The sequence below is a fragment of the Methanobrevibacter sp. TMH8 genome, assembly GCF_020148105.1.
Classification (GTDB): Archaea; Methanobacteriota; Methanobacteria; order Methanobacteriales; family Methanobacteriaceae; genus Methanobinarius.
Genome location: NZ_JAHLZE010000037.1, coordinates 69892 through 90845 on the forward strand (window position 1 = coordinate 69892; position 20954 = coordinate 90845).

Here is a 20954-nt window from a genome sequence, read left to right on the forward strand (position 1 = left end):
TGACTTTTTATTTATCTTTTTTATTTAATCTAACTTTTACAGAATCAGCATGAGCATAAAGTCCTTCATATTCAGCTATTGGAATAACAATAGATTCTAAAGATTTTAATCCTTCTTCAGTAATTGTTTGTACTGTAGGTTTCTTTAAAAATGATTCTGTTGAAAGACCAGAGTACATTTTAGCTCCACTTGCTGTAGGAAGAACATGATTTGTTCCAGAGCCATAATCTCCAGCAGCTACTGGAGAATATTTTCCTAAAAATATTGAACCTGCATTTGTGATCTTTTTAAGTATTTTTTGATCAGTAGCACTGTTTTTTGTCATTATAATTAAATGTTCTGGTGCATATTCATTGGAAACTTCAATTGATTCTTCTATTGATTTAGTTAATATTATTTTTCCATATTTTTCAAGGGATTCTTCTATAATCTCTTTTCTTTTTGCTTGCTGTGTTTTTATTTCTATTTCTTTTTTAGTTTCTTTAGCTATATTTTCACTATCAGTTACTAAAAAACAAGAAGCATTAGGATCATGTTCCCCTTGAGATAATATGTCATAAGCTAAATATTCTGGATTCGCAGTTTCATCAGCTATTATTAAGACTTCAGATGGACCAGCTGGGAAGTCAATATCAACTTCTCCATAAACAAGTTTTTTAGCTGCTGTAACAAATATATTTCCAGGACCAACAATTTTTTCCACTTTTGGTATAGATTCTGTTCCATAGGCCATTGCAGCTATAGCTTGAGCCCCACCAACTTTATATATCTCATCTGCTCCTGCAATATCAGCAGCTACTAAAATTGCATCCATTACTTTTCCATCACTTTGTGGGGGAGTACAACATATTATTCTACTTACTCCAGCTATTTTAGCAGGAATGACTGTCATTAAAATGGATGAAGGATATACAGCTCTTCCTCCAGGAATATAACATCCTACAATATTAATAGGGCGAATTATCTGTCCTGCTGTAATCCCTTTCGTAATTTCCATATTCCATTCTTTTGGAATTTGTTCTTTGTGGAAATCTTCTATATTTTTACTTGCATTTTTAAGAGATTCAATTAGCTTTGGATTTTCTTTTTTTAAGTTAGTATAGCTATTCTCTATTTCTTCTTGTGAGACTTTAAATGTTTCAATTTTAACATTATCAAACTTTGCAGTATATTTTTTTAAGCTTGAGTCCTTTGACTCTTTAACATTTTTTAAAATATCTGAAACAACAGGGAGAACATCTTCAATATCATCTTGTGATCTCTTTGTTAATTTAACTATATTTTCTTTTTTATAATCTAGAATTTCCATATAAATCAACTATAAATTAGGAATAAGAATTTATTAAAATATTATATAAAATTTCACATAAAATTTTACAAACTTTTTTTATTATTATAATTATTAGCTATTATTCATTATTAGCAGTCATCAATATTAGATATTATTCATTATCAGCTATTCATCATTAGCTATTATTAATTATTAAATATATTATTCATTATTAACTATTATTTTTTTATTTTTTCTCATTGCTATTATTTTCAATGATTAATTGAGGATAATTCGATATTTTTGGATATAAAAAAGTTAATAATTTAAAACAACTTAATTATTGTATTAATTAAATATTATAATTTTAGAATAATATAAATATTATGTTATCTTCTATTGTTCATAAAAACATTTATAAACAATTTGAAAATATAAATTATATTGGTATAATAATATAATTGTTTACTTCAAAATAGATTTTATCAATAAATATAAACAAATATAAATATTAATAAAATATAATCATCACTTGTAGATTATATACATTCTTATGTATAATGGATATTTTAATAGTATACATTCATTAAATAAACCAATAGTTATATTTTAAAATAGTATCCTTTTAAATAAGTTAATACATAGATTATATAATTAAATTAATATGCATTGTAAAAAAATATCATGTATTAATATAATATTTCATGAATTGCAAAAATAATATAATATATAAAATACACCATATATTGTATAATACATTATTTATATAATATCATTTTGTATAATAGTATTATTATATTATATAACATATTATGTAAAAAATATATCATAAGCATATCTTATATATATGATATTGATGTAATACTATAATACTGGTATTTTAATATTGATATTATATTAATTTTATTTTAATATAAAATCAATAATACGAATTATTAATATAAAATTAATGTTTAATAGTACAAATTTATGTTAAAAATTAATTTTAAAATTATATAAATGAACATTATTAATGATTTCAGTGCTTTAAAATTGATTTCATCGAGCTATGATTATAAAAATAATATTATGGCTGAGAATGTTAAAATTATAATATATAGAGGTTATTTATGTATAAAGATGAAATGATTCAAATGCACCAGTTTTTAGTATATGTTTTGAAATATTTAGAAACAGAGAGTGAGATACCTAACTCTTGTAGTGAATATATTGCTCTTAATATAAGTCCTCATCATATTCACAGAACTAAAGCTGAACATAAACATGCAATATTTGTTCTTTCAAACACAATTTCAGAAGTTATTTTGAAAGAAGATACTGAGTCTGTTCCGTCTAACGTTTCTAATGCTTTAGCTGAACTTGTTAGGAGATCTAAAAAAGAATTAAAAGTGGAAGAAGTTCCAATAGCTACTGAATCTAAATAATAAAAATATACTAAGTCTGGTTACAATGGATAATGGATAAAAGGTAATATCATTATTTAATCATTATTTAAAGTGGTTAATTTTCTTAATTGATTTTATCAATTCTTATTATTATTAAACATGGTTTTTATAATACTTATTATTTCCATTCTAATTTAAATTTATTTTAATTAAATATTTTTTAATTTATTTCTTTTATTTAATTTATTTTATATCTATTTAGTTAGTTTATTTCTTTTATTCTTATTATCCACATTTTTTCAATTTTTTGGATTATTTGCCATATTTTTATGTTATATTTCTTTTTTATTTCATTTTTATTTATTTTATATTTATTTTTTCATTTCTTTTTCATTTCTTTTTTATTTTCATTTATTTTTTCATTTTTTCATTTTATTTTCATTGACATTCTTTAACAATCAGATTTAGTAAGATTTTATTGTAACAATAACTATATAATATATATAATAATTTCATAAAAGAATAAATAGAAATTTTAATAGAATATTTTAATAAATAAATAATTAGAATCTCATATTATACTTCAAGTTATTTAAGTTATAAAACAATAAATAGAATCAAGATTAAGAATCAAGATGATAACTATGGAAAATAATGAAATCAATCTTTATTATGAAGAAAAAGGGAATTCTAATGAAGAAATGATTATATTTCTTCATAGTAATTTATTGAGTAACTGGATTTGGAAAAATCAAAGGAATAGTTTTGAAAATTATCATTGTATTTACTTAGATCTTCCAAATCATGGGAATAGCTATTATGGGCTTGATTTTTCAATAGAAAAATCTGCACGAATCATAAAAGATTTGATTAAAGAAAAAAGCAATATTGGTTCAAAAACTAAAAAAGTTCATTTGGTTGGAATTTCTGTTGGTGGCCAGATAATTTTGTACTTATTAGCTAAATATCCAGAATTAATTGATACAGCTATTGTTACTGGAGTTAATATTTATGAAAAACCTAGGAAAAAATTTATTAATGAAATTATAGCTATGCTTGATAGATTAAAATTAGATATCTTAGATAAGAAATCGGATAAATTTTTAATTAAAGCTCTTTTAGCTGAATATGGTTTAGAAAAACAATATTATGATGATTTAAAAGAATCAACTAGACAAATAATCAATAATAACTGTGTTGATGATGATTATAATCATAATCTCAACAATATTACTAAAAAATCATTAGAATTCAAAATCCCTAAAATTGAATATTCTGAAAATAATTCGAATGATTATAGTAACTTATTAATATTATATGGAACAAAAGAATATCCTAAAATCCAAAAATCAGCTAATTTGATAAAAAATAGCTTTAAAAATGCTAAAATTTTCAGTGTATATAGATCTATCCATCTTTGGAACGTTATTGATTATGAATGGTTTAATGAAATTGTTAAAGATTTTATAGCTAATAAAAATCTAGATTTAAATGAAAAACCATATTTGAAAAGAGAAGATTAAATTATAGGTATTAAAAGTTTATATTGGAGAATTTTATATGGAAAAATTTGGATTTATTGGTTATGGAAATATGGGGCAGATGATTATAGAAAATATTTTAAAGCATAATATCTTTGATTCTCATGAGATGATTGTTTCAAATAGAAATCTAAGTAAATTAGATAAATTAAAAGATAATTATCCCAATATAGCTATTACTGATGATAATAAGATATTAACTAAAAATTCTAGTAAAATATTTATTTTTGTTGAGACTCCTCAATTTAAAGATTTAATAAATGAAATTTCTCCTTTTTTAAATGAAAATAGTCATATTATTCACGTTTGTGCAGGTTTAAGCTTTGAAAATATATCTAATATTTATACAGGTTCTGTTAGTCAAGTTATTCCATCTATTGCCTCTACTTTCAATGAAAAATCTAAAGATTTTAAATCTAAGGCAGGTGTATCTTTGATTTTACACAATAAAAAGACTTTAAATGATGATAAAGAATTTGTTGAAGAAATTTTCAATGAATTTAGTTATATTGAGATACTTGATGATTTTGAAAATGAGGAAAATAGTATTAATAATAGTTTAGAGGTAGCTACTATATTAACTAGCTGTGGCCCTGCATTTATTTCTTCTATGATTAATAATTTAGCTGATAAAGCTAGTTTAAAATCTGAAAATAATTTAAATAATGATAGAATTAAAAATATGATTGTTAAAACTATTATGGGAACTTTAATTCAAATTGATACTAATAATCTCACTACTGATGAGATTATCAAAAGAACTACTACTAAAAAAGGAATTACTGAAATTGGACTCAATCATATCGATGATAATTTTGATGTTTTAGCTGAAAACTTATTTTATATTCTTTTTAAAAGATATGATGAAGTTAAACAAGATTTAACTAATATTTATTCTAATTCTTAATTATAATATCAAACTTTTATTATTTTTTATTATTTTTGACGGTTTTTTACTGTTTTTATTTTTTATTTTTTTATTATTTTTTTATCTTTTTTTTATCTCTTAATTTTTTATAATTTTATTACTAGATTAATTAAATAATATTTATATAATATTAGATTCAATTTATTTTAGTGTTTGTTTAACTATAAGTTTTAAAATTTTAATTAATTATTAAATTTATAGAATATAATAATAAAGATAATAAATATAATAAAAATAATAAGATATTGATTAATATGGGTGGGAATAATACTAAAAATAATGATTCTACTGAATCAAGGGCTTATAAACGAGAAAGAAAGAAAGGAGAACGTTGGGATGGATATTTAGTTAAAAATGTAGCTTCTTTTCAAAAACTCATGCCTTATTTGATGAAAACAAGAAATGGTTCTAGTATTTATTTTAGAGAAAAATTTGATGCTACTAATATAGTTGAATATTTAAATAAGAAAAATAAAGAGTTAGAGCAAATAAAAAATTCGGAGAATTCTTCTGATTTTGATTTCATTGAGAAATATAATTATAATCATTTTTTCATGGCAGCTATAACTCGAGTATTAGCTTTAAGACCTCAATTAAATAGATTTGTAGCTGGAAAGAAAATTTATCAACGACATAACATTGAACTTGCATATGTTGTAAAAAAAGAATTAAGTGATGAAGGAGAAGAATCTGTTACTATTTCTACTTTTGAAAGAGATTCTAAAATTGAAGATGTTGTAAAGATATTAACTCCAACAATTAAGGGAGTTAAAAATAGTACTGATGATGATCATGGGGATTTTTTAGACACTTTTATTAAGCTTCCAAGCTTTATTATCAGTTTTGTTGTAATGCTTATGAATTTTTGTATTATTATTGGTCATGCTCCAAAATTTTTAAGAGAAATGGATATTATGCAGTGTTCAGCTTTTATTTCAAATTTGGGAAGTATAGATTTAGGCACTGTCCCTATTCATCATTTATATGATCGAGGAACTTGTTCTGTTTTTATAACAATAGGAAAAGTAAAAAAAGCTACTATTGGAGAAGGTTATGAAGTAGATGTTTCAGTTACTTTAGATGAAAGAGTTAATGATGGTATTTATTCAATCAATAGTCTGAAATTACTTCAAAATATTATTGATAATCCTGAACAATTAGATGAAAGACTAAAAGAAGTTCCAATCGATATATAAAAATAATATATATAAATATATTTAAAAAATAATTTCTGTATAATATAAAATAATGATTCTATAAATAAATTAAGTATACATCAGATGCTTAAATATTCCATATCAACAATGCAAAATGGGGGATTAAATGAAAAAACTAAAAGAGTTTCTATTAAAACCTGCTAAAGATACGTTAAATTATGATAGGCCTTGGTTAAAATATTATCCTGAGAATATTCTTCCAAATATTGAATATCCGGATAAAAATATGTATCAGATGATTGAATTTGTTGGAGATAGACTTCCAGATGCTGATGCATTGGAGTTTATGGGTTTACAGTTAACTTATAAGGAACTTTTGACTATTATTGATCACTGTGCTCGAGGTTTAATTAAAATTGGAATTAAAAAAGGAGACAAAGTAACAGTATGTCTTCCAAATATTCCTCAAACTGTTATTCTTTTTTATGCTATTAATAAAATTGGAGCTATTTCTAATATGATACATCCTTTATCAGCTCCAAAAGAAATAGAGTATTTTATATCTATTACAGATAGTAAATTTGCTTTTACAACTGATTTTGCTTTTTCTAACTTTGAAAAGATAAAAGATAATATAAATTTAGAGAAGTTAGTTATCTGTAAAATTCAAGATTATCTTAAATCATTAAAACGTGCAGGTTATTGGCTTTTAGCTGGGAGAAAAATACAAAAAATACCTGAAAGAGATAATATAATTTATTGGAAAGATCTACTTGATTTAATTAAAAATGAAACTTCAAATAATCTTCCAAAATTTTCCAATGACTTATCAAAATCTCAAAAAGACGATCCTGCAGCTATCCTTTATACTGGAGGGACTACTGGAAAGCAAAAAGGTGTTGTTTTGTCAAATTTAAATTTTAATGCTCTTGCTCTTCAAACAGGTTCTCAAGCTGATGTTGAAGTTAATGATAAAATGATGTGTATTATGCCATTTTTTCATGGCTTTGGTCTAGGTGTATCTATGCATACTGCACTTTGTTTTGGAGGAAATATTATTCTTGTTCCAAAATTCACAGCAGATGATTTTGCAAAAACATTTTCAAAATATAAACCTCAATTTGTTGCAGGTGTTCCTACATTATTTACAGCATTAACAAGAAGTAAAACTATGATTAATTCTGATTTTTCGTGTTTAAAAGGTATTTTTTCAGGTGCAGACACTTTGCCAAATGATATTAAAATACAGTTTGAAGAGTTTATAGCTGAACGTGGAGCTACTATAAGTATTAGGGAGGGTTATGGTTTAACTGAAACCGTTACTGCAAGTTGTTTAACTCCTCCTACTGAATATCGTTTTGGAAGTATTGGTGTTCCTTTCCCAGATACTCTCTATAAAATATGTAAAATTGGAACTCAAGAAACTGTAGCTGCAGATGTTGATGGAGAAATTTGTATAGCTGGGCCTTCTGTTATGTTAGAATATTACAAAGAAAAAGAAGAAACAGATTTAGTTCTTCAAACTCACTCTGATGGCCATAAATGGGTTCATACTGGTGATTTGGGAAGCATGGATAAAGATGGTTTTGTTTACTTTAAACAAAGGATTAAACGAATTATTAAAAGTTCAGGATATTCAGTTTTCCCAACACAAATTGAAAATGTACTAATTGATCATAAAGCTGTAGCTAATTGTTGTGTTATGGGAGTTCCTGATGATTATCAAATAGAAAGAATTCGTGCTTATATAGTACTTGAAGATGGTTATAAAAATTCTTCTGCTTTAGAAAAAGAATTATTAGCTAGATGTAAAGAATATTTAAGTACTTGGAGTATTCCAAGGGAATTTGTCTTTAGAGAGGAGCTACCTCTTACAAATGTGGGCAAAGTCTCTTATGTTGATCTTCAAAATGAAATAATGGATGAAATAGCAGACTCTAGTGATTCTATTTATTCAGAAATAACAATAAATGATGATGATGAAGGAGAAGGTATTCCTTAATATAGGTGCTTTTCCTTATAATTTTAAACAATAAATTTTTTCATTTTTTTATTTTTTTATTTAATAGAATTTTTATTTCTTTTCTAATGAATTTGTAGTTGTTTATTATATAAATAAAAAATTTTATTCTATTTTCAATTAATATTTAATTCTTATTACTTTTCATTTGCTCTTTCTTATCTTTTAAATAGTTGATTTTATATAATTATAATATAAGTTAATATCCCAACTTTTTATTTCAGGTGATTTAGTGATTCAAGATAGTTTAGAAATAATCGAAACAATATTATATAAAGGAAAAGAAGGTGCAGTTAGTGTTGAAGTTATTTTGGGGGATGAAACATTATGGATAAATTTGAATCAATTAGCTCAGCTATTTGGAAGAGATAAATCTGTAATATCTAGACATATAAAAAATATTTTTGATGATGAGGAATTGCTAGAAGATTCAACTGTTGCAAATATTGCAACAGTTCAAAATGAAGGAAAACGTAAAGTTGAAAGAGAAATCACATTTTATAATCTTGATATAATAATAGCTGTAGGATATCGTGTTAACTCTAAACAAGCTACACAATTCAGAATATGGGCTAGTGAAATATTAAAAGAATATATTATCAAAGGATATGCTTTAGATGATGAATTATTGAAAAAAGGCACCCGTTTTGGAAAAGATTACTTTGATGGCTTACTTGAGAGAATAAAAGAAATAAGGGCATCAGAAAGAAGATTTTACCAGAATTTAGAAAATCGAAGATTTTTTAACGTTTAAAAACTTTCAGTTTTTAAACGAATCACAGATCTTTATGCAACAAGCTATGATTATAACCCTAGCTCTGAAATATCTCAAGAATTCTTTGCTATGGTTCAAAATAAATTACATTTTGCGGTTTCAGGTAAAACTGCTCCAGAATTAATAGCTGAAAGAGCAAGTAGTAATAAGTATAATATGGGTTTAAAAACATGGGAAAAATCACCTAAAGGAAAAATAATTTCAAAAGATGTTATAATTGCTAAAAATTATCTTGATGAAGATGAATTAACTGAATTAGATATTATTGTTAGTATGTATTTAGATTATGCTGAAAACCAAGCTAGAAGACATAAACCTATGTATATGAAAGATTGGGCTTTAAAATTAGATAAATTCTTAGAGTTTAATGAATATGATTTGCTAAAAGATAAAGGAAATGTTAGTAAATATGATGCTGATAAAATAGCTAAAGACGAATATGAGAAGTTTAGAATAATTCAAGATAAAGAATATAAATCTGACTTTGATAAATTTCTTGAAAAAACTAAAAAACTTACAAAAGAATAATTTTTAAGATATATGATTAAATATTTATTTAGATTATTTTTAATCATATCATTCTAAAACATACTGAAAGTCCCAGAAAGGAATTCCATTAATTTCGCCCTGTGTTAAATGTTCAATTTCATGAGAAGTTCCATAAGCAGCTGGTCCAAAGAAATTTAATGGTCCTTGAAGGTGTTTAACAGCTATTTTCATTTCTTTTGGATTTAATGTTGCTTCAAGAATGTATTCTCCATTAACTGTAGTTGAATAAGGTCTTTCTACTAATTCTCTTTCATTCTTATTTCCACATTTTTCCATTCTATAAATTTTACCTTCTTCAGCTAAAATTTCTGGGTTTACAAAGAGATATATCTTTTCTAATGTGTATCCTATTTTTGTTTTATCATTATATTCAGTTATCTTTTCTTTTATAGACATTAGATTTTTTGAGTTTTTTTTCACACTCCAATCTCCTCCAAACCTAACTGAAAAGAAAAGTGGTAGAAAAACTTCTTCTGGAAGATCTAATGCTTTGATTATTTCTTTTTCCTTTATTGTAAATTTAAGGATTTTTTTTATATCTTCTTTTTCCAAATTAACACCTATTTTTGTTTTATTTATTAATAAAATAGATATTACGATATTTTATATCATATTATACTATATTATACTATATTATAACGTTTGATATCATAAATAAAAAATAAAACTATTAAAAATAAATATTAAATAAATATTAAAAATAAATTTATAGAATAAATATATAGAACATATTATTATTCTAAAGGCATTATAATTTCAGTTAATAATTTATCTTCTGAAATTTCTTCAGGACTATTGTAATAATATTCTAAAAATGTTCCATTTGTAGTTATGTTATTATCTTCAATCCATTTAATTATTTTATCATAACTTTCTCCCATTTCTTGATAAGCTCCTTGATATATGGCCCAAACAACTTTCATCTCATCAATATAGCTGAATTCTATATCATCTTTCCCCGGTAACTCTTTATAAACAGGAAAACCTATTTCAACTTTCAGATTTTCCATATCCATATTAAAATATCTTACAAATGGTATATCTTCAGGATATTCTCCAATTTCTTCTAGATAATTTCCTATTTTTTCATAACATTCTCCTATTAATATAGGTAATGTTTCCATATTTGTTGTGGTTTTAATGGAAATTACAGGCTTTTTAGCTTTTTTCATTAATTCAATACGTGAAACAAGTGGCATTTTAATACTTCCTATTTTAAATAATTTCTATTTTCAATACTCGCTATTTAAATAATTTTTATTTTCAATAATTCTTATAAAAATTATTATTTGTCCTATTTTATTGTTTATTTCTGTTAAAATTTTCAATAGCTCCATCTACTATTTCTATTATAGATTCATCAAGATCAGGATAGCTATTATCAATAGGTATTGGGATATTGTCACAATAAACAACTTCAAGACCTGCTTTAAGTGAATCTTTTGTAGCTACATCTACAGCAGCTGCTTTAAGCTCAGTAAGCATTACATCGACATGATCTATATATTTTTCAATATCTTTTTGTAATAATGGTCTATTTGAAAGATGTGGTGTAGTTCCAATAACTTTACAACAATAATTTTTCTCAAGGTGATTTACTAAAACGTCTTTTATCTCATCAGGAGCTGTAGTTGCAAATAATACATTTTTACCACTAATGTCTCCAAGAGGTTTTGGTCTAAATACTGTTGATATAATCTTTGCATCAGGATTTATTTCAGAAATAAAGTGTTCTATTGCTTTTATCTTAGCTGGATTTGACATTGGTTCTTCACACATTGTGATAATAACAAGGTCTGCTAAATTAGCTCTGAATGGTCCGAAAAAGTTAGTAATATTTATTAAGGGCTGATTTGCACCAATGAGAGTTATGTGTTTATCAGTTTTTATTGGAGGAATAGCTGCTCCACTTCCTTCAAATATTATGAACTTTGATTCTACAGTATTAGCTATTTCTGCTCCTTTTTTCATGTTTGTCATGAAAACATCACCAGACATTCCTCCTCCACATCTTCTACAACCAATAGTAAGAATTCTACTCATAAGAGCATCTTCCCAATGGTCTGATGCTGCATGAACTCCTTTGTCTGATTGTTCCATTAAAAATTCAGGAGTGATTTCCATTTCATCTCCTCTGACAATTTCTGGTTCTTCTGGACCTCCACGTCCCATAGCTACTACACAAGGATCATAGCCATTTTCATCAATCAAACGAGATGCAAAAGCAGATACTGCTGTTTTACCGATTCTTTTTCCAGTTCCAAGAATTTTTAGAGATGGTTTTTTAGGAATATCATATTCGGTTAATGGTTCAAATTCAAAATCAGGACCTCTATATGTCACTCCTTCTGAAATTACTCTTGAAGCTATTTTAAAACGTTTTGAATAATCTAAAACAGGTTCATCACTTAAATCCATTACTACGTCTGCATCATACTCTCTAATCATTTCTACAATTAAATCATAGGGGATTTTATTTTCATCAGGACCAAAGTGTACAGGCATTCCCATCATTTTAGCATAGCTTTCAGGATCATCGGTTCTTAATTTTTCTGTTCCCCCAATGAATACCATGGCTACTACATCTATATGTTCTAAATTATTTAATATTTCAATTGCAGATTTAGTTACTGGTAAATAATGTTCTCCATCAACTAAACAAACCATTTTTTCCATATTTTTCATAAAAACCACTTTTTTGATTGTTATATTTTTTAGATTATTATTTTAATACTATTGATTATTATTAATATTTTAATATATCTATATATATTTTAGACTATAAATTTTTAGACTATAAATGACTTTTTATTAATGTATTTTGATTTGATGTTTTTTTATTTTGATTTGATGTTTTTTTGTTTAATAATTGAAAGGACAAATATAAATATTTTAAATTATATAGTAACATTCAATTAAACCTACATAATATTTTGTAATATTTTATTAATTATATACTAAATTATTAAATTATTAAAATATCAAATATATTCTAGTATTCAACATTCTAACATTGGACTTAGTATATATTGAAATATATTATTATATTAATGTATTAAAATATATTTTTGGGTGTTAAATGGGGGATTGAATAATATTAAAGAAGTTAAAAGTGTTAAAAATATTCAAAATGTTAAAAATATAGCAGAAAAAGGAATTTTTAAAGATAAAGTTTTAAATGGTGTTAGTATGAAAGCAGATGCATTAAAAATTAGTGATGGAGTATATTGGGTAGGAGTTCTTGATTGGGATTTAAGAGATTATCATGGATATACCCTTGATGGAACTACTTACAATTGTTACCTTGTATTTGGTGAAAAAAAAACAGCTTTGATAGATAATACTTATCCAGGATCATCTGCTCAGTTATGGGCAAGAATATATGATGCTTTTGAACAAGAAGGAAAAGAACCTAAAATTGATGTGATTATTCAAAATCATATTGAGAAAGATCATAGTGGTTGCTTAACTGAATTCACCAAAAAATTTCCAGAATTAGAACTTTATTGTTCAATTAAGGCAGTATCTGGTCTTAAGAATCATCTTCCAGCTTTAGCTGATTTTAAAATGAACCCTGTTAAAACTGGAGAAACTGTTGAACTTGGTGGAAAAACTTTCACATTTTTAGAAGCTCCAATGTTACATTGGCCAGATAGTATGTTTACATTCTTAGAACAAGATGGAATTCTCTTTTCTAATGATGCATTTGGTCAACATATATGTTCTAGCTATAGATATGATTATGAAATTTCAGAAGATATATTAATCCAGCATGCTCAAAAGTTTTATGCTAACTTAATTACTCCTTCATCTCCTCTTGTACTTAGAAAACTTACTGAAGTTGTAGAACTGGGTCTTTTTGAAAAAATCAATTTAATAGCTCCGTCTCATGGACAATTATGGACTGACCCCTTAAAAATTATTGCTAAATATCAAGAATGGGGTTCTGGAGAGTGTAAGAATAAAGTAACTTTTTTATATGATACTATGCATTACTCTACTCAATCAATGGCTCATGCAATGATTGAAGGGGTTATAAGTGAGGGAATGGAAGCTAAAGCATATTTTTTACACACCGATGATAGAAGTGATGTTGTAACTGATGTTTTAGATAGTAAAGCTATTTTTGTTGGTAGTCCTACTATGATGAACAATCCTTATCCTAGTTTAGGGGATTTAATCTATTACTTCAATGCTCTTAGCTTTAAAAAGACCGGTTATCAAAAAAAGGCTGTTGTATTTGGTTCTAAAGGTTGGGGTGGTGGGGCTACTAAAAAACTTACCTCAGACCTTGAAGGTGCAGGTTTTGATGTTGTAGAACAATATGATTTAACTTATATCCCTACTGATGAAGATATGGAAAAATGTTATAATATTGGAAAAGAAATAGCTAAGCAACTAAAAGATGAGTAAATATTTCAATTTTAGAAAAGAAGGAAATTTTTGGATTTATACTATAATTTATAAATCTTAAATTTGTTTTTATTCTATTTATTTTGTTTATTTCTTTATTTTTTATTTCTATATTTCTTTATTTCTTTATTTTCTATTTTATATTTTTATTTTTTATTTATTAGATTTTTTTTATTTTAATAATGATTTGGATAAAAATAATTAAGTTGATAATAATTAATAATACATTATATAAAAATAAGTAATTTGATAATAATAATGCGTTGGTAAATTATGGATAAAAAATTAATAATTAATGCTCGTAAACCAAAAGGAGAACTAGGTTCTGAAATAATTGAGAGAATGAATGAATCTCATGAAAAATTAGCTCAATGGGGAGTCAGCCACTTAAAAATTAAAGAAAATGATGTTATTTTAGACATTGGTTGTGGTGGTGGAGTAAATGTTAAAAGATTTGCTGAAATGATTTCTAAGGGAAAAGTTTATGGTATTGATTATTCTGAAGTTAGTGTTGAAAAATCTTCTAATATGAATAAATTAGCTATTGATGATGGGAAAGTTGAAATAATTCAAGGATCTGTATCAGATCTTCCATTTGATGATGGAACTTTTGATATTGTTACAGGTTTTGAAACAGTTTACTTTTGGCCAAATTTCATTGAAGATTTAAAAGAAGTTAATAGAGTATTAAAAACTAATGGTGTAATTTTCATTTGTAATGAAGCTGTTGGAGACGAAGATATTCTTGAGGAAATGAAAGAACACATTGAATTGTTAGATATGAAAATTTTTTCCGAGGAAGATTTGTATTCAGCTTTATCTATCTCTGGATTTACGAATATTTCAACATTTAGAAAAGAAGGAACTCCTTGGGTTTGTGCTATAGCTTATAAATCCTAAATTTGTTTTCATTACATTTAGTTATATTTAGTTATATTCCTTCATGCTCATTTATATTCCTTTATATTTATTTATTTCTATTTATTTTATTTATTTTTTATTATATAAAATATTATATTTTATCTTAAAATTTTATAAAAAATAAAAATATATAAAAATTGAAGATTTTTGATAAGTTATTTGATAATTGTATATTTATTTAATAAATAATTTTTAAATAAATAATTTTTAGAAAAATATATAAAATATTTAAAATATATTTAATAATATGTCAAAGGAACTTGATGAAGATAAAGCTTTTGAAGCAGCTTTAAAGGGTAAAATGGGATGGAAATGTGCATGTTCTTTGGATATTGTAGATAAAAAATCTACTTTAATTGAACTTAGATGTAAAAGTTGTGGAAAAACTTTTAAATCAAATGTAAAAAAAGACCTATGTTTTGATTGTAATAAAAAAACAAGAGGTAAAAATAGATAAAATTTATTTTTAATCAATATTTAATCAATATTTTAATCATATTTTTTAATCATAGCTTTAACTATATTTTTAACTAAATTTTTTAGTAATATCTTTTAGTAATATTTTTTACTATATTTTTTAGTCATATTTTTATTTTTAATTACATTTTTAATATAATTTATATTAAATAATAACATTTTTATATAACTTCTAACCCATCTATATTATTATGTATTAACTACAAATTTGAAAAATTTGTTTTTTAATTTTATAATTTTGTAAATAAATATATTATAAATAATATATTATAAGAATAAATGTATTGCAAATAAATAGCAAATAGATATAGTTATTACAAATAAATATAATTATTACATATAAATTAATAATTAATTGATTTTTAAATTATTAGGTGAAATAATGGCACAGTATAATGGTAATCAACCAATTTTTATATTACCTGAGGATACACAACGTTTCTTAGGTCGAGATGCTCAAAGAATGAATATAATGGCTGGAAAAATCTTAGCTGAAACTGTAAGAACTACTCTTGGTCCAAAAGGTATGGACAAAATGCTCGTTGATAGTATGGGTGATGTAGTTATTACAAATGATGGTGTAACTATTCTTAGAGAAATGGATATTGCTCATCCAGCTGCTAAAATGCTTGTTCAAATAGCTAAAAACCAAGAAGATGTTGTTGGAGATGGAACTACAACTGCAGTTATAATAGCTGGAGAACTTCTTAAAAAAGCTGAAGAGTTATTAGATGATGGTATTCACGCAACTGTTATTGTAAAAGGATACAGACAAGCTGTAGCTAAAATTCTTGAAATATTAAATGATATATCTCTTGATGCTAAAGATGAAGATACTCTTATGAAAGTAGCTATGACTGCTATGACTGGTAAAGGTTCAGAAAAAGCTAAAGAACCATTAGCTAGGTTAATTGTTGATGCTGTCCTTAAAGTAGAAGAAGATGGTGAAGTTGATAAGAAAAACATAAATATCCAAAGAGTTTCTGGTGCAAGTGTAGATGAATCTGAAATTGTTGATGGTATTCTTGTAGATAAAGGTAAAGCAGACCCTAGTATGCCTAAAAAGATAAAAAATGCAAAAATAGCCTTACTTAAATATCCTTTAGAAGTTAAAGATTTAGAAACTGATGCTAAAATTAATCTCACAAGTCCTGATCAAATTCAAGCTTTCTTAGAAAATGAAGAACAAATGATTCGTGAAATGATTAATAAAATCATTGATTCTGGAGCTAATGTTTTATTCTGTCAAAAAGGAATAGATGATATGGCTTTACATTATCTTTCTAGAGCTGGAATATTAGCTGTAAAAAGAACTAAAAAATCTGATATGAATCGTCTTGAAAAAGCTACTGGTGCTAAAATTGTTACTAATGTAGAAGATTTAACTTCAGATGATTTAGGTGAAGCTGGAATTGTATATGAAAAGAAAATATTTGACCAAATGATGGTCTTTATAGAAGAATGTAAAGATCCTAAAGCTGTTTCTATTATTCTCAGAGGAAGCACAAGACATATTACAGCAGAAATTGAAAGAGCTTTAGAAGATGCTCTTGGTGTTGTAGCTGCAACTCTTGAAGATGGAAAAGTTGTTATTGGTGGTGGAGCTCCAGAAATTGAAATGGCTCGCCAACTTAAAGAATATGCTGAATCAATTAGTGGAAGAGAACAGTTATCTGTAAATGCATTTGCAGAAGCTCTTGAAATTGTACCATCTACTTTAGCTGAAAATGCAGGTTTAGATACTATTAATATTCTAGCAGATTTAAGAGCAGCTCATGAACAATCTGCATTTATGGGATTAGATGTCTTTGAAGGGGAAGTTACTGACATGAAAAAAGTTGGTGTTGTTGAACCTCAAAGAGTTAAAAAACAAGCTATTCAGTCAGCTGCTGAAGCTACTGAAATGATTCTAAGAATAGATGATCTTATAGCTGCTAGAGGTGCTCTAGAAGCTGTTGATACAGATGATAATTTAGATGATAGTGGTATGCCTCCTATGGGTGGCATGGGCGGTATGGGCGGTATGGGTGGAATGCCTCCTATGATGTAATTATTTACATCTTTTTACCTTCAACTTTTTAATTATTTTATCATATTTTTAATTTTTTCGTTTTTCATTTTCATTTTTATATTTTTTAATTTTTTAATTTTTTATTATTTTATTATTTTATAATTTTATTTTTCATTATTTTTTTATTTTATTTTTTTACTTCTTTTTTACTTCTTTTTTTTATTATACAAATTTTATTTCTTTATAACTCTTATTATATGATTATAATTAGTTTTATAATTTTTTAGCACTTTATCTGTATTTATAGTCTGTTTTATCTTTACATACTTTTTATATAGCTTTATTGTTATGTATTATACTTGTTCTATTTTTTATATACGATTTTAAAAATTTATTTAGTTCATTAATATTAATCATTTTTTGTCTTTTTTATGAAATTATTCTTTATTTTATTATTAATCATGTATAATCTTTGGAATATTCGTTATACTTTTAATAAGAGCAATATTTAAATAGTTTGAAAAACAAATAAATATTACTCTACTATTTGATATTTTGATTATAAATTATTATAATATTGTCTTATTTGCTTAATAATGATTTTAATATATTAATAATTTATTAACAATTATTTTAAATAGATTAGAGGCGGATTTAATGGTTGTGATTTCGAATTTATTAATATTAACTTTTAACATACTTTCGAATTTTCCAATAAATTGACATGAAAAAACTATATTTGTTAATTAGTTATTATATTTATTAATTAGCTGTAAATTATTGTTAATTAATTGTTAATATTTAATGAATCTAATAAGAAAATCACAATTTTTGGGGACGTAACTCTATTAGATAAATTCTAATAGGTTAAAAATCTATTAATTGAAAAATTAATAGATAACACAGTGAGGTAGTAATATTAGTGGTTTATTTAAATCGAAATATATAAAAATAGTTTTATTATTTTCTATAGTTGTATTTTTAAGTTGTAGTGCGAGTTTTGCTGATGATTCAGCTAATGGTAATTCTAATTCTACATATGATTCTAATGGATCATCTGATGTTTCAGGGGTTACAGTTTATAATAGTCTTGGTGTTACTGATACTGGTTCTAATGATTCTAATAATGATACAAAAAATGACTCTTTAGTTCCTACTAGTTCTCCAACAAATAATGTAGCACCTACTGTTAAAAGTTCAAGTTCTGGAAATAATAAGCCTACTACTCTTTCTCAAAGCAGTATCTTACTTGCTTCAAAATCACTACATAGTTATGTATCTAAGTATAAAAAACTTCCAAATTATATAACTATAGCTGGTTATAAATATTCTTTAAGTGAATATATGTATATTTTAAGTAAAACTATTGCTAATAAATATAATAAAGTCACTTCTAGTATTAAAGTTAAGTATGATGTTAAAAATCCAAGCAAACCTGCTGGAAATAATATAAAAGGTACTTTATCTGCTAAATCTTATTATACTTATGTGAAAAATATAGTAAACTATATTGAAAAATATAATAAGGCTCCAAATTATATTAGCACTGGATTAGGTAAAATCCAATATCAAACAGCTATATATGGATTTAACAAAGTTTTGAACTATGTTTATAGTAATGGTCGATTACCATCTAAATTATCTCTTAATGTTAAGGCTTCTCAAAATATTAACAAATATTTGCCTGTTTATAATAGAGGTTCTAGTAGTTCTAATAATGGAAGTTCTTCTTCTGATTCTTCTAGCTCTTCTGGTGGATCAGCTGGAGAATTAACTAAACTTTCTCAATCTACAATTTTTAAAGCTTCTCAAAGTCTTAAAAGTTATGTAGAAAAAAATGGTAGATTACCTGATTATATAACTATTTCTGGGGTAAAATTTTCAATGCCTGAATTTATGTATTTAGTTTCAAAAGCTATTGCATTAAAATGTGCAAAATCAAGTAGTTCAGTAACTATCCTCTGGAATGTTAAAAATCCAACAAGTCCTTCTGGTTCTACTATAAAAAAGACTATTTCAAAGTCTACTTATTATAATTGGGCTAAAAGAACATATTTATACATAAATAAATATAAAAAAGCTCCTAATTATATTAGTTCTAGTTATGGTAAAATCCAGTATCAAACAGCTATATATGGTTTTGCGAAAGTTGGTGCTTATATAGCTAGCAATAAAAAAATTCCATCTACTTTAACATTAAATATTGCTAAAACTAATAAACTAAATAAATATAAACCAAATTTTTCAAGATCTTCAACTCCAAGTACTCCAGATAATAATTACAATTTGTCTGCAAATAAAAATGCTATTTGGGTACATTCTGGAGATATGAATAACGTAGATTTGGATTTACTTGCTAAATATGGAATTGGAAACATATTCCTTCATGAAAATGTATTTAATAACTATGCTTCAGCTGTAAATTGGATTCAACAAGCTGCAGCTAAAGGATTTAAGGTTCATATATGGTTTTCTACTTTTTATAATGCAAGTAGTAAAAAATGGACTAATCCAATAAGTAATGGTGCTCTTAATCAAGACTATTTTGATAGTGTTATTTCTAGAGCCACATCTTATGCTGCAATAAGTGGTGTAGCTGGAATTCATTTAGATTATCTTAGATATCCAGGAACCGATACCAATAAAGCTTCTATATTTACTTATGGTAATGGAAAAACTGGTGCTGATGCTATAACTGAATTTGTAAGACAACTTTCAGTTGCTGTTAAAGCTGTAAATAATAATATTATTCTTTCAGCTGCTTTAATGCCTGAAAAATCAGCTGCAATTATATATTATGGACAAGATGCATCTAAATTAGGTCAATATCTTGATATATTGATTCCTATGTTATATGAAGGGAACTATAATAAAGACAATGCTTGGATTGAATCTACAACAAAGTGGTACAAGGAAAATTCAGGAGGAGCTCAAGTTTGGGGAGGATTATATGGATATCACTCTGATGATGATCTCACTAGACTTTCAGTTGCTGAATTAACTGCTGACTGCAAATCTGTTTTAAATGGAGGAGGAGACGGTATAGCTTTATTTAGATGGGGAATAACTAACTTATTTAACCTTTTAGGTATTAAATAGTTATTTCTTTTTTATTATTTTATTTTTTAATTTTTATTTATTATTTTTATTTATTATTTTTTAATTTTTATTTTTAATTTCTATTTTTTAACTTTATATCATTATTGTATTAATCTAATCTTATTTCAGCTCATTTTAAACATTTTAATTTTATAAACAATGTAATAAAGTAATAATATTTATATAAACATGATTTTCATTTAAAATTTTAAAAATAGAAATATCAAAATATTTATTAAAGATGAGATGAATATAGGTTATTGTATTTAAAATTGAATATAACTTATAATAAAATATATAAAAACTTTAATCATTGAATTTTTCTTATTTTTAATAGTATAAGGATGATTATAGTGTTTAAATTTAATAATTTTTTTGCGTTTTTTATGAAGTTAATTATTTGATTTT

Annotated in this window: 14 protein-coding genes and 1 pseudogene; 11 read left to right on the top strand and 4 right to left on the bottom strand. The window is 25.1% G+C overall.

The window, feature by feature from the left end:
* Window positions 1-7: 7 nt before the first annotated feature.
* A complete protein-coding gene (hisD, locus tag KQY27_RS08200) occupies window positions 8-1309 on the bottom strand; it encodes a histidinol dehydrogenase (RefSeq protein WP_224426094.1) in 1302 nt (433 codons plus the stop codon).
* 1070 nt (window positions 1310-2379) lie between these two features.
* On the opposite strand from hisD, the gene KQY27_RS08205 reads away from it, so the two are divergent.
* The 6 genes and pseudogenes from KQY27_RS08205 to KQY27_RS08230 all read left to right on the top strand — a co-directional run bounded on the left by KQY27_RS08205 (window position 2380) and on the right by KQY27_RS08230 (window position 9604).
* A complete protein-coding gene (locus KQY27_RS08205; protein WP_224426095.1) occupies window positions 2380-2694 on the top strand; it encodes a UPF0058 family protein in 315 nt (104 codons plus the stop codon).
* A gap of 605 nt (window positions 2695-3299) precedes the next feature.
* Complete coding sequence (locus KQY27_RS08210) at window positions 3300-4178, top strand: alpha/beta hydrolase (RefSeq protein WP_224426096.1); 879 nt, start codon at window positions 3300-3302, stop codon at window positions 4176-4178.
* A 37-nt stretch (window positions 4179-4215) separates the two neighbouring features.
* Window positions 4216-5103 (top strand): NAD(P)-binding domain-containing protein, encoded by an 888-nt coding sequence (locus KQY27_RS08215; protein WP_224426097.1) that lies wholly within the window; start codon window positions 4216-4218, stop codon window positions 5101-5103.
* 275 nt (window positions 5104-5378) lie between these two features.
* Window positions 5379-6320, top strand: coding sequence for a hypothetical protein (locus KQY27_RS08220; protein ID WP_224426098.1), 942 nt, complete (start codon window positions 5379-5381; stop codon window positions 6318-6320).
* Window positions 6321-6447: 127 nt separating this feature from the next.
* Entirely contained in the window at window positions 6448-8283 is a 1836-nt protein-coding gene (locus KQY27_RS08225) for an AMP-binding protein (RefSeq protein WP_224426099.1), read from the top strand.
* Between the two features lie 250 nt (window positions 8284-8533).
* Window positions 8534-9604 (top strand): annotated as a pseudogene (locus KQY27_RS08230) (virulence RhuM family protein).
* Window positions 9605-9652: 48 nt separating this feature from the next.
* Here KQY27_RS08230 and KQY27_RS08235 read toward each other — a convergent pair.
* The 3 genes from KQY27_RS08235 to KQY27_RS08245 form a co-directional block, all read right to left on the bottom strand.
* Window positions 9653-10177 (bottom strand): RimK/LysX family protein, encoded by a 525-nt coding sequence (locus tag KQY27_RS08235; RefSeq protein ID WP_224426100.1) that lies wholly within the window; start codon window positions 10175-10177, stop codon window positions 9653-9655.
* Window positions 10178-10359: 182 nt separating this feature from the next.
* Window positions 10360-10824 (bottom strand): GyrI-like domain-containing protein, encoded by a 465-nt coding sequence (locus KQY27_RS08240; protein WP_224426101.1) that lies wholly within the window; start codon window positions 10822-10824, stop codon window positions 10360-10362.
* 100 nt (window positions 10825-10924) lie between these two features.
* Window positions 10925-12310 (bottom strand): cyclic 2,3-diphosphoglycerate synthase, encoded by a 1386-nt coding sequence (locus tag KQY27_RS08245; RefSeq protein ID WP_224426102.1) that lies wholly within the window; start codon window positions 12308-12310, stop codon window positions 10925-10927.
* 504 nt (window positions 12311-12814) lie between these two features.
* On the opposite strand from KQY27_RS08245, the gene KQY27_RS08250 reads away from it, so the two are divergent.
* The 5 genes from KQY27_RS08250 to KQY27_RS08270 all read left to right on the top strand — a co-directional run bounded on the left by KQY27_RS08250 (window position 12815) and on the right by KQY27_RS08270 (window position 20546).
* Window positions 12815-14038: an FprA family A-type flavoprotein gene (locus KQY27_RS08250; RefSeq protein WP_224426123.1), complete on the top strand. Its 1224-nt coding sequence runs from the start codon at window positions 12815-12817 to the stop codon at window positions 14036-14038.
* 273 nt (window positions 14039-14311) lie between these two features.
* Entirely contained in the window at window positions 14312-14938 is a 627-nt protein-coding gene (locus tag KQY27_RS08255) for a class I SAM-dependent methyltransferase (protein ID WP_224426103.1), read from the top strand.
* Window positions 14939-15206: 268 nt separating this feature from the next.
* Entirely contained in the window at window positions 15207-15416 is a 210-nt protein-coding gene (locus KQY27_RS08260) for a hypothetical protein (protein WP_224426104.1), read from the top strand.
* A gap of 402 nt (window positions 15417-15818) precedes the next feature.
* A complete protein-coding gene (thsA, locus tag KQY27_RS08265) occupies window positions 15819-17486 on the top strand; it encodes a thermosome subunit alpha (protein WP_224426105.1) in 1668 nt (555 codons plus the stop codon).
* 1305 nt (window positions 17487-18791) lie between these two features.
* Window positions 18792-20546 (top strand): pseudomurein-binding repeat-containing protein, encoded by a 1755-nt coding sequence (locus tag KQY27_RS08270; RefSeq protein ID WP_224426106.1) that lies wholly within the window; start codon window positions 18792-18794, stop codon window positions 20544-20546.
* The last annotated feature ends 408 nt before the right edge of the window (window positions 20547-20954 follow it).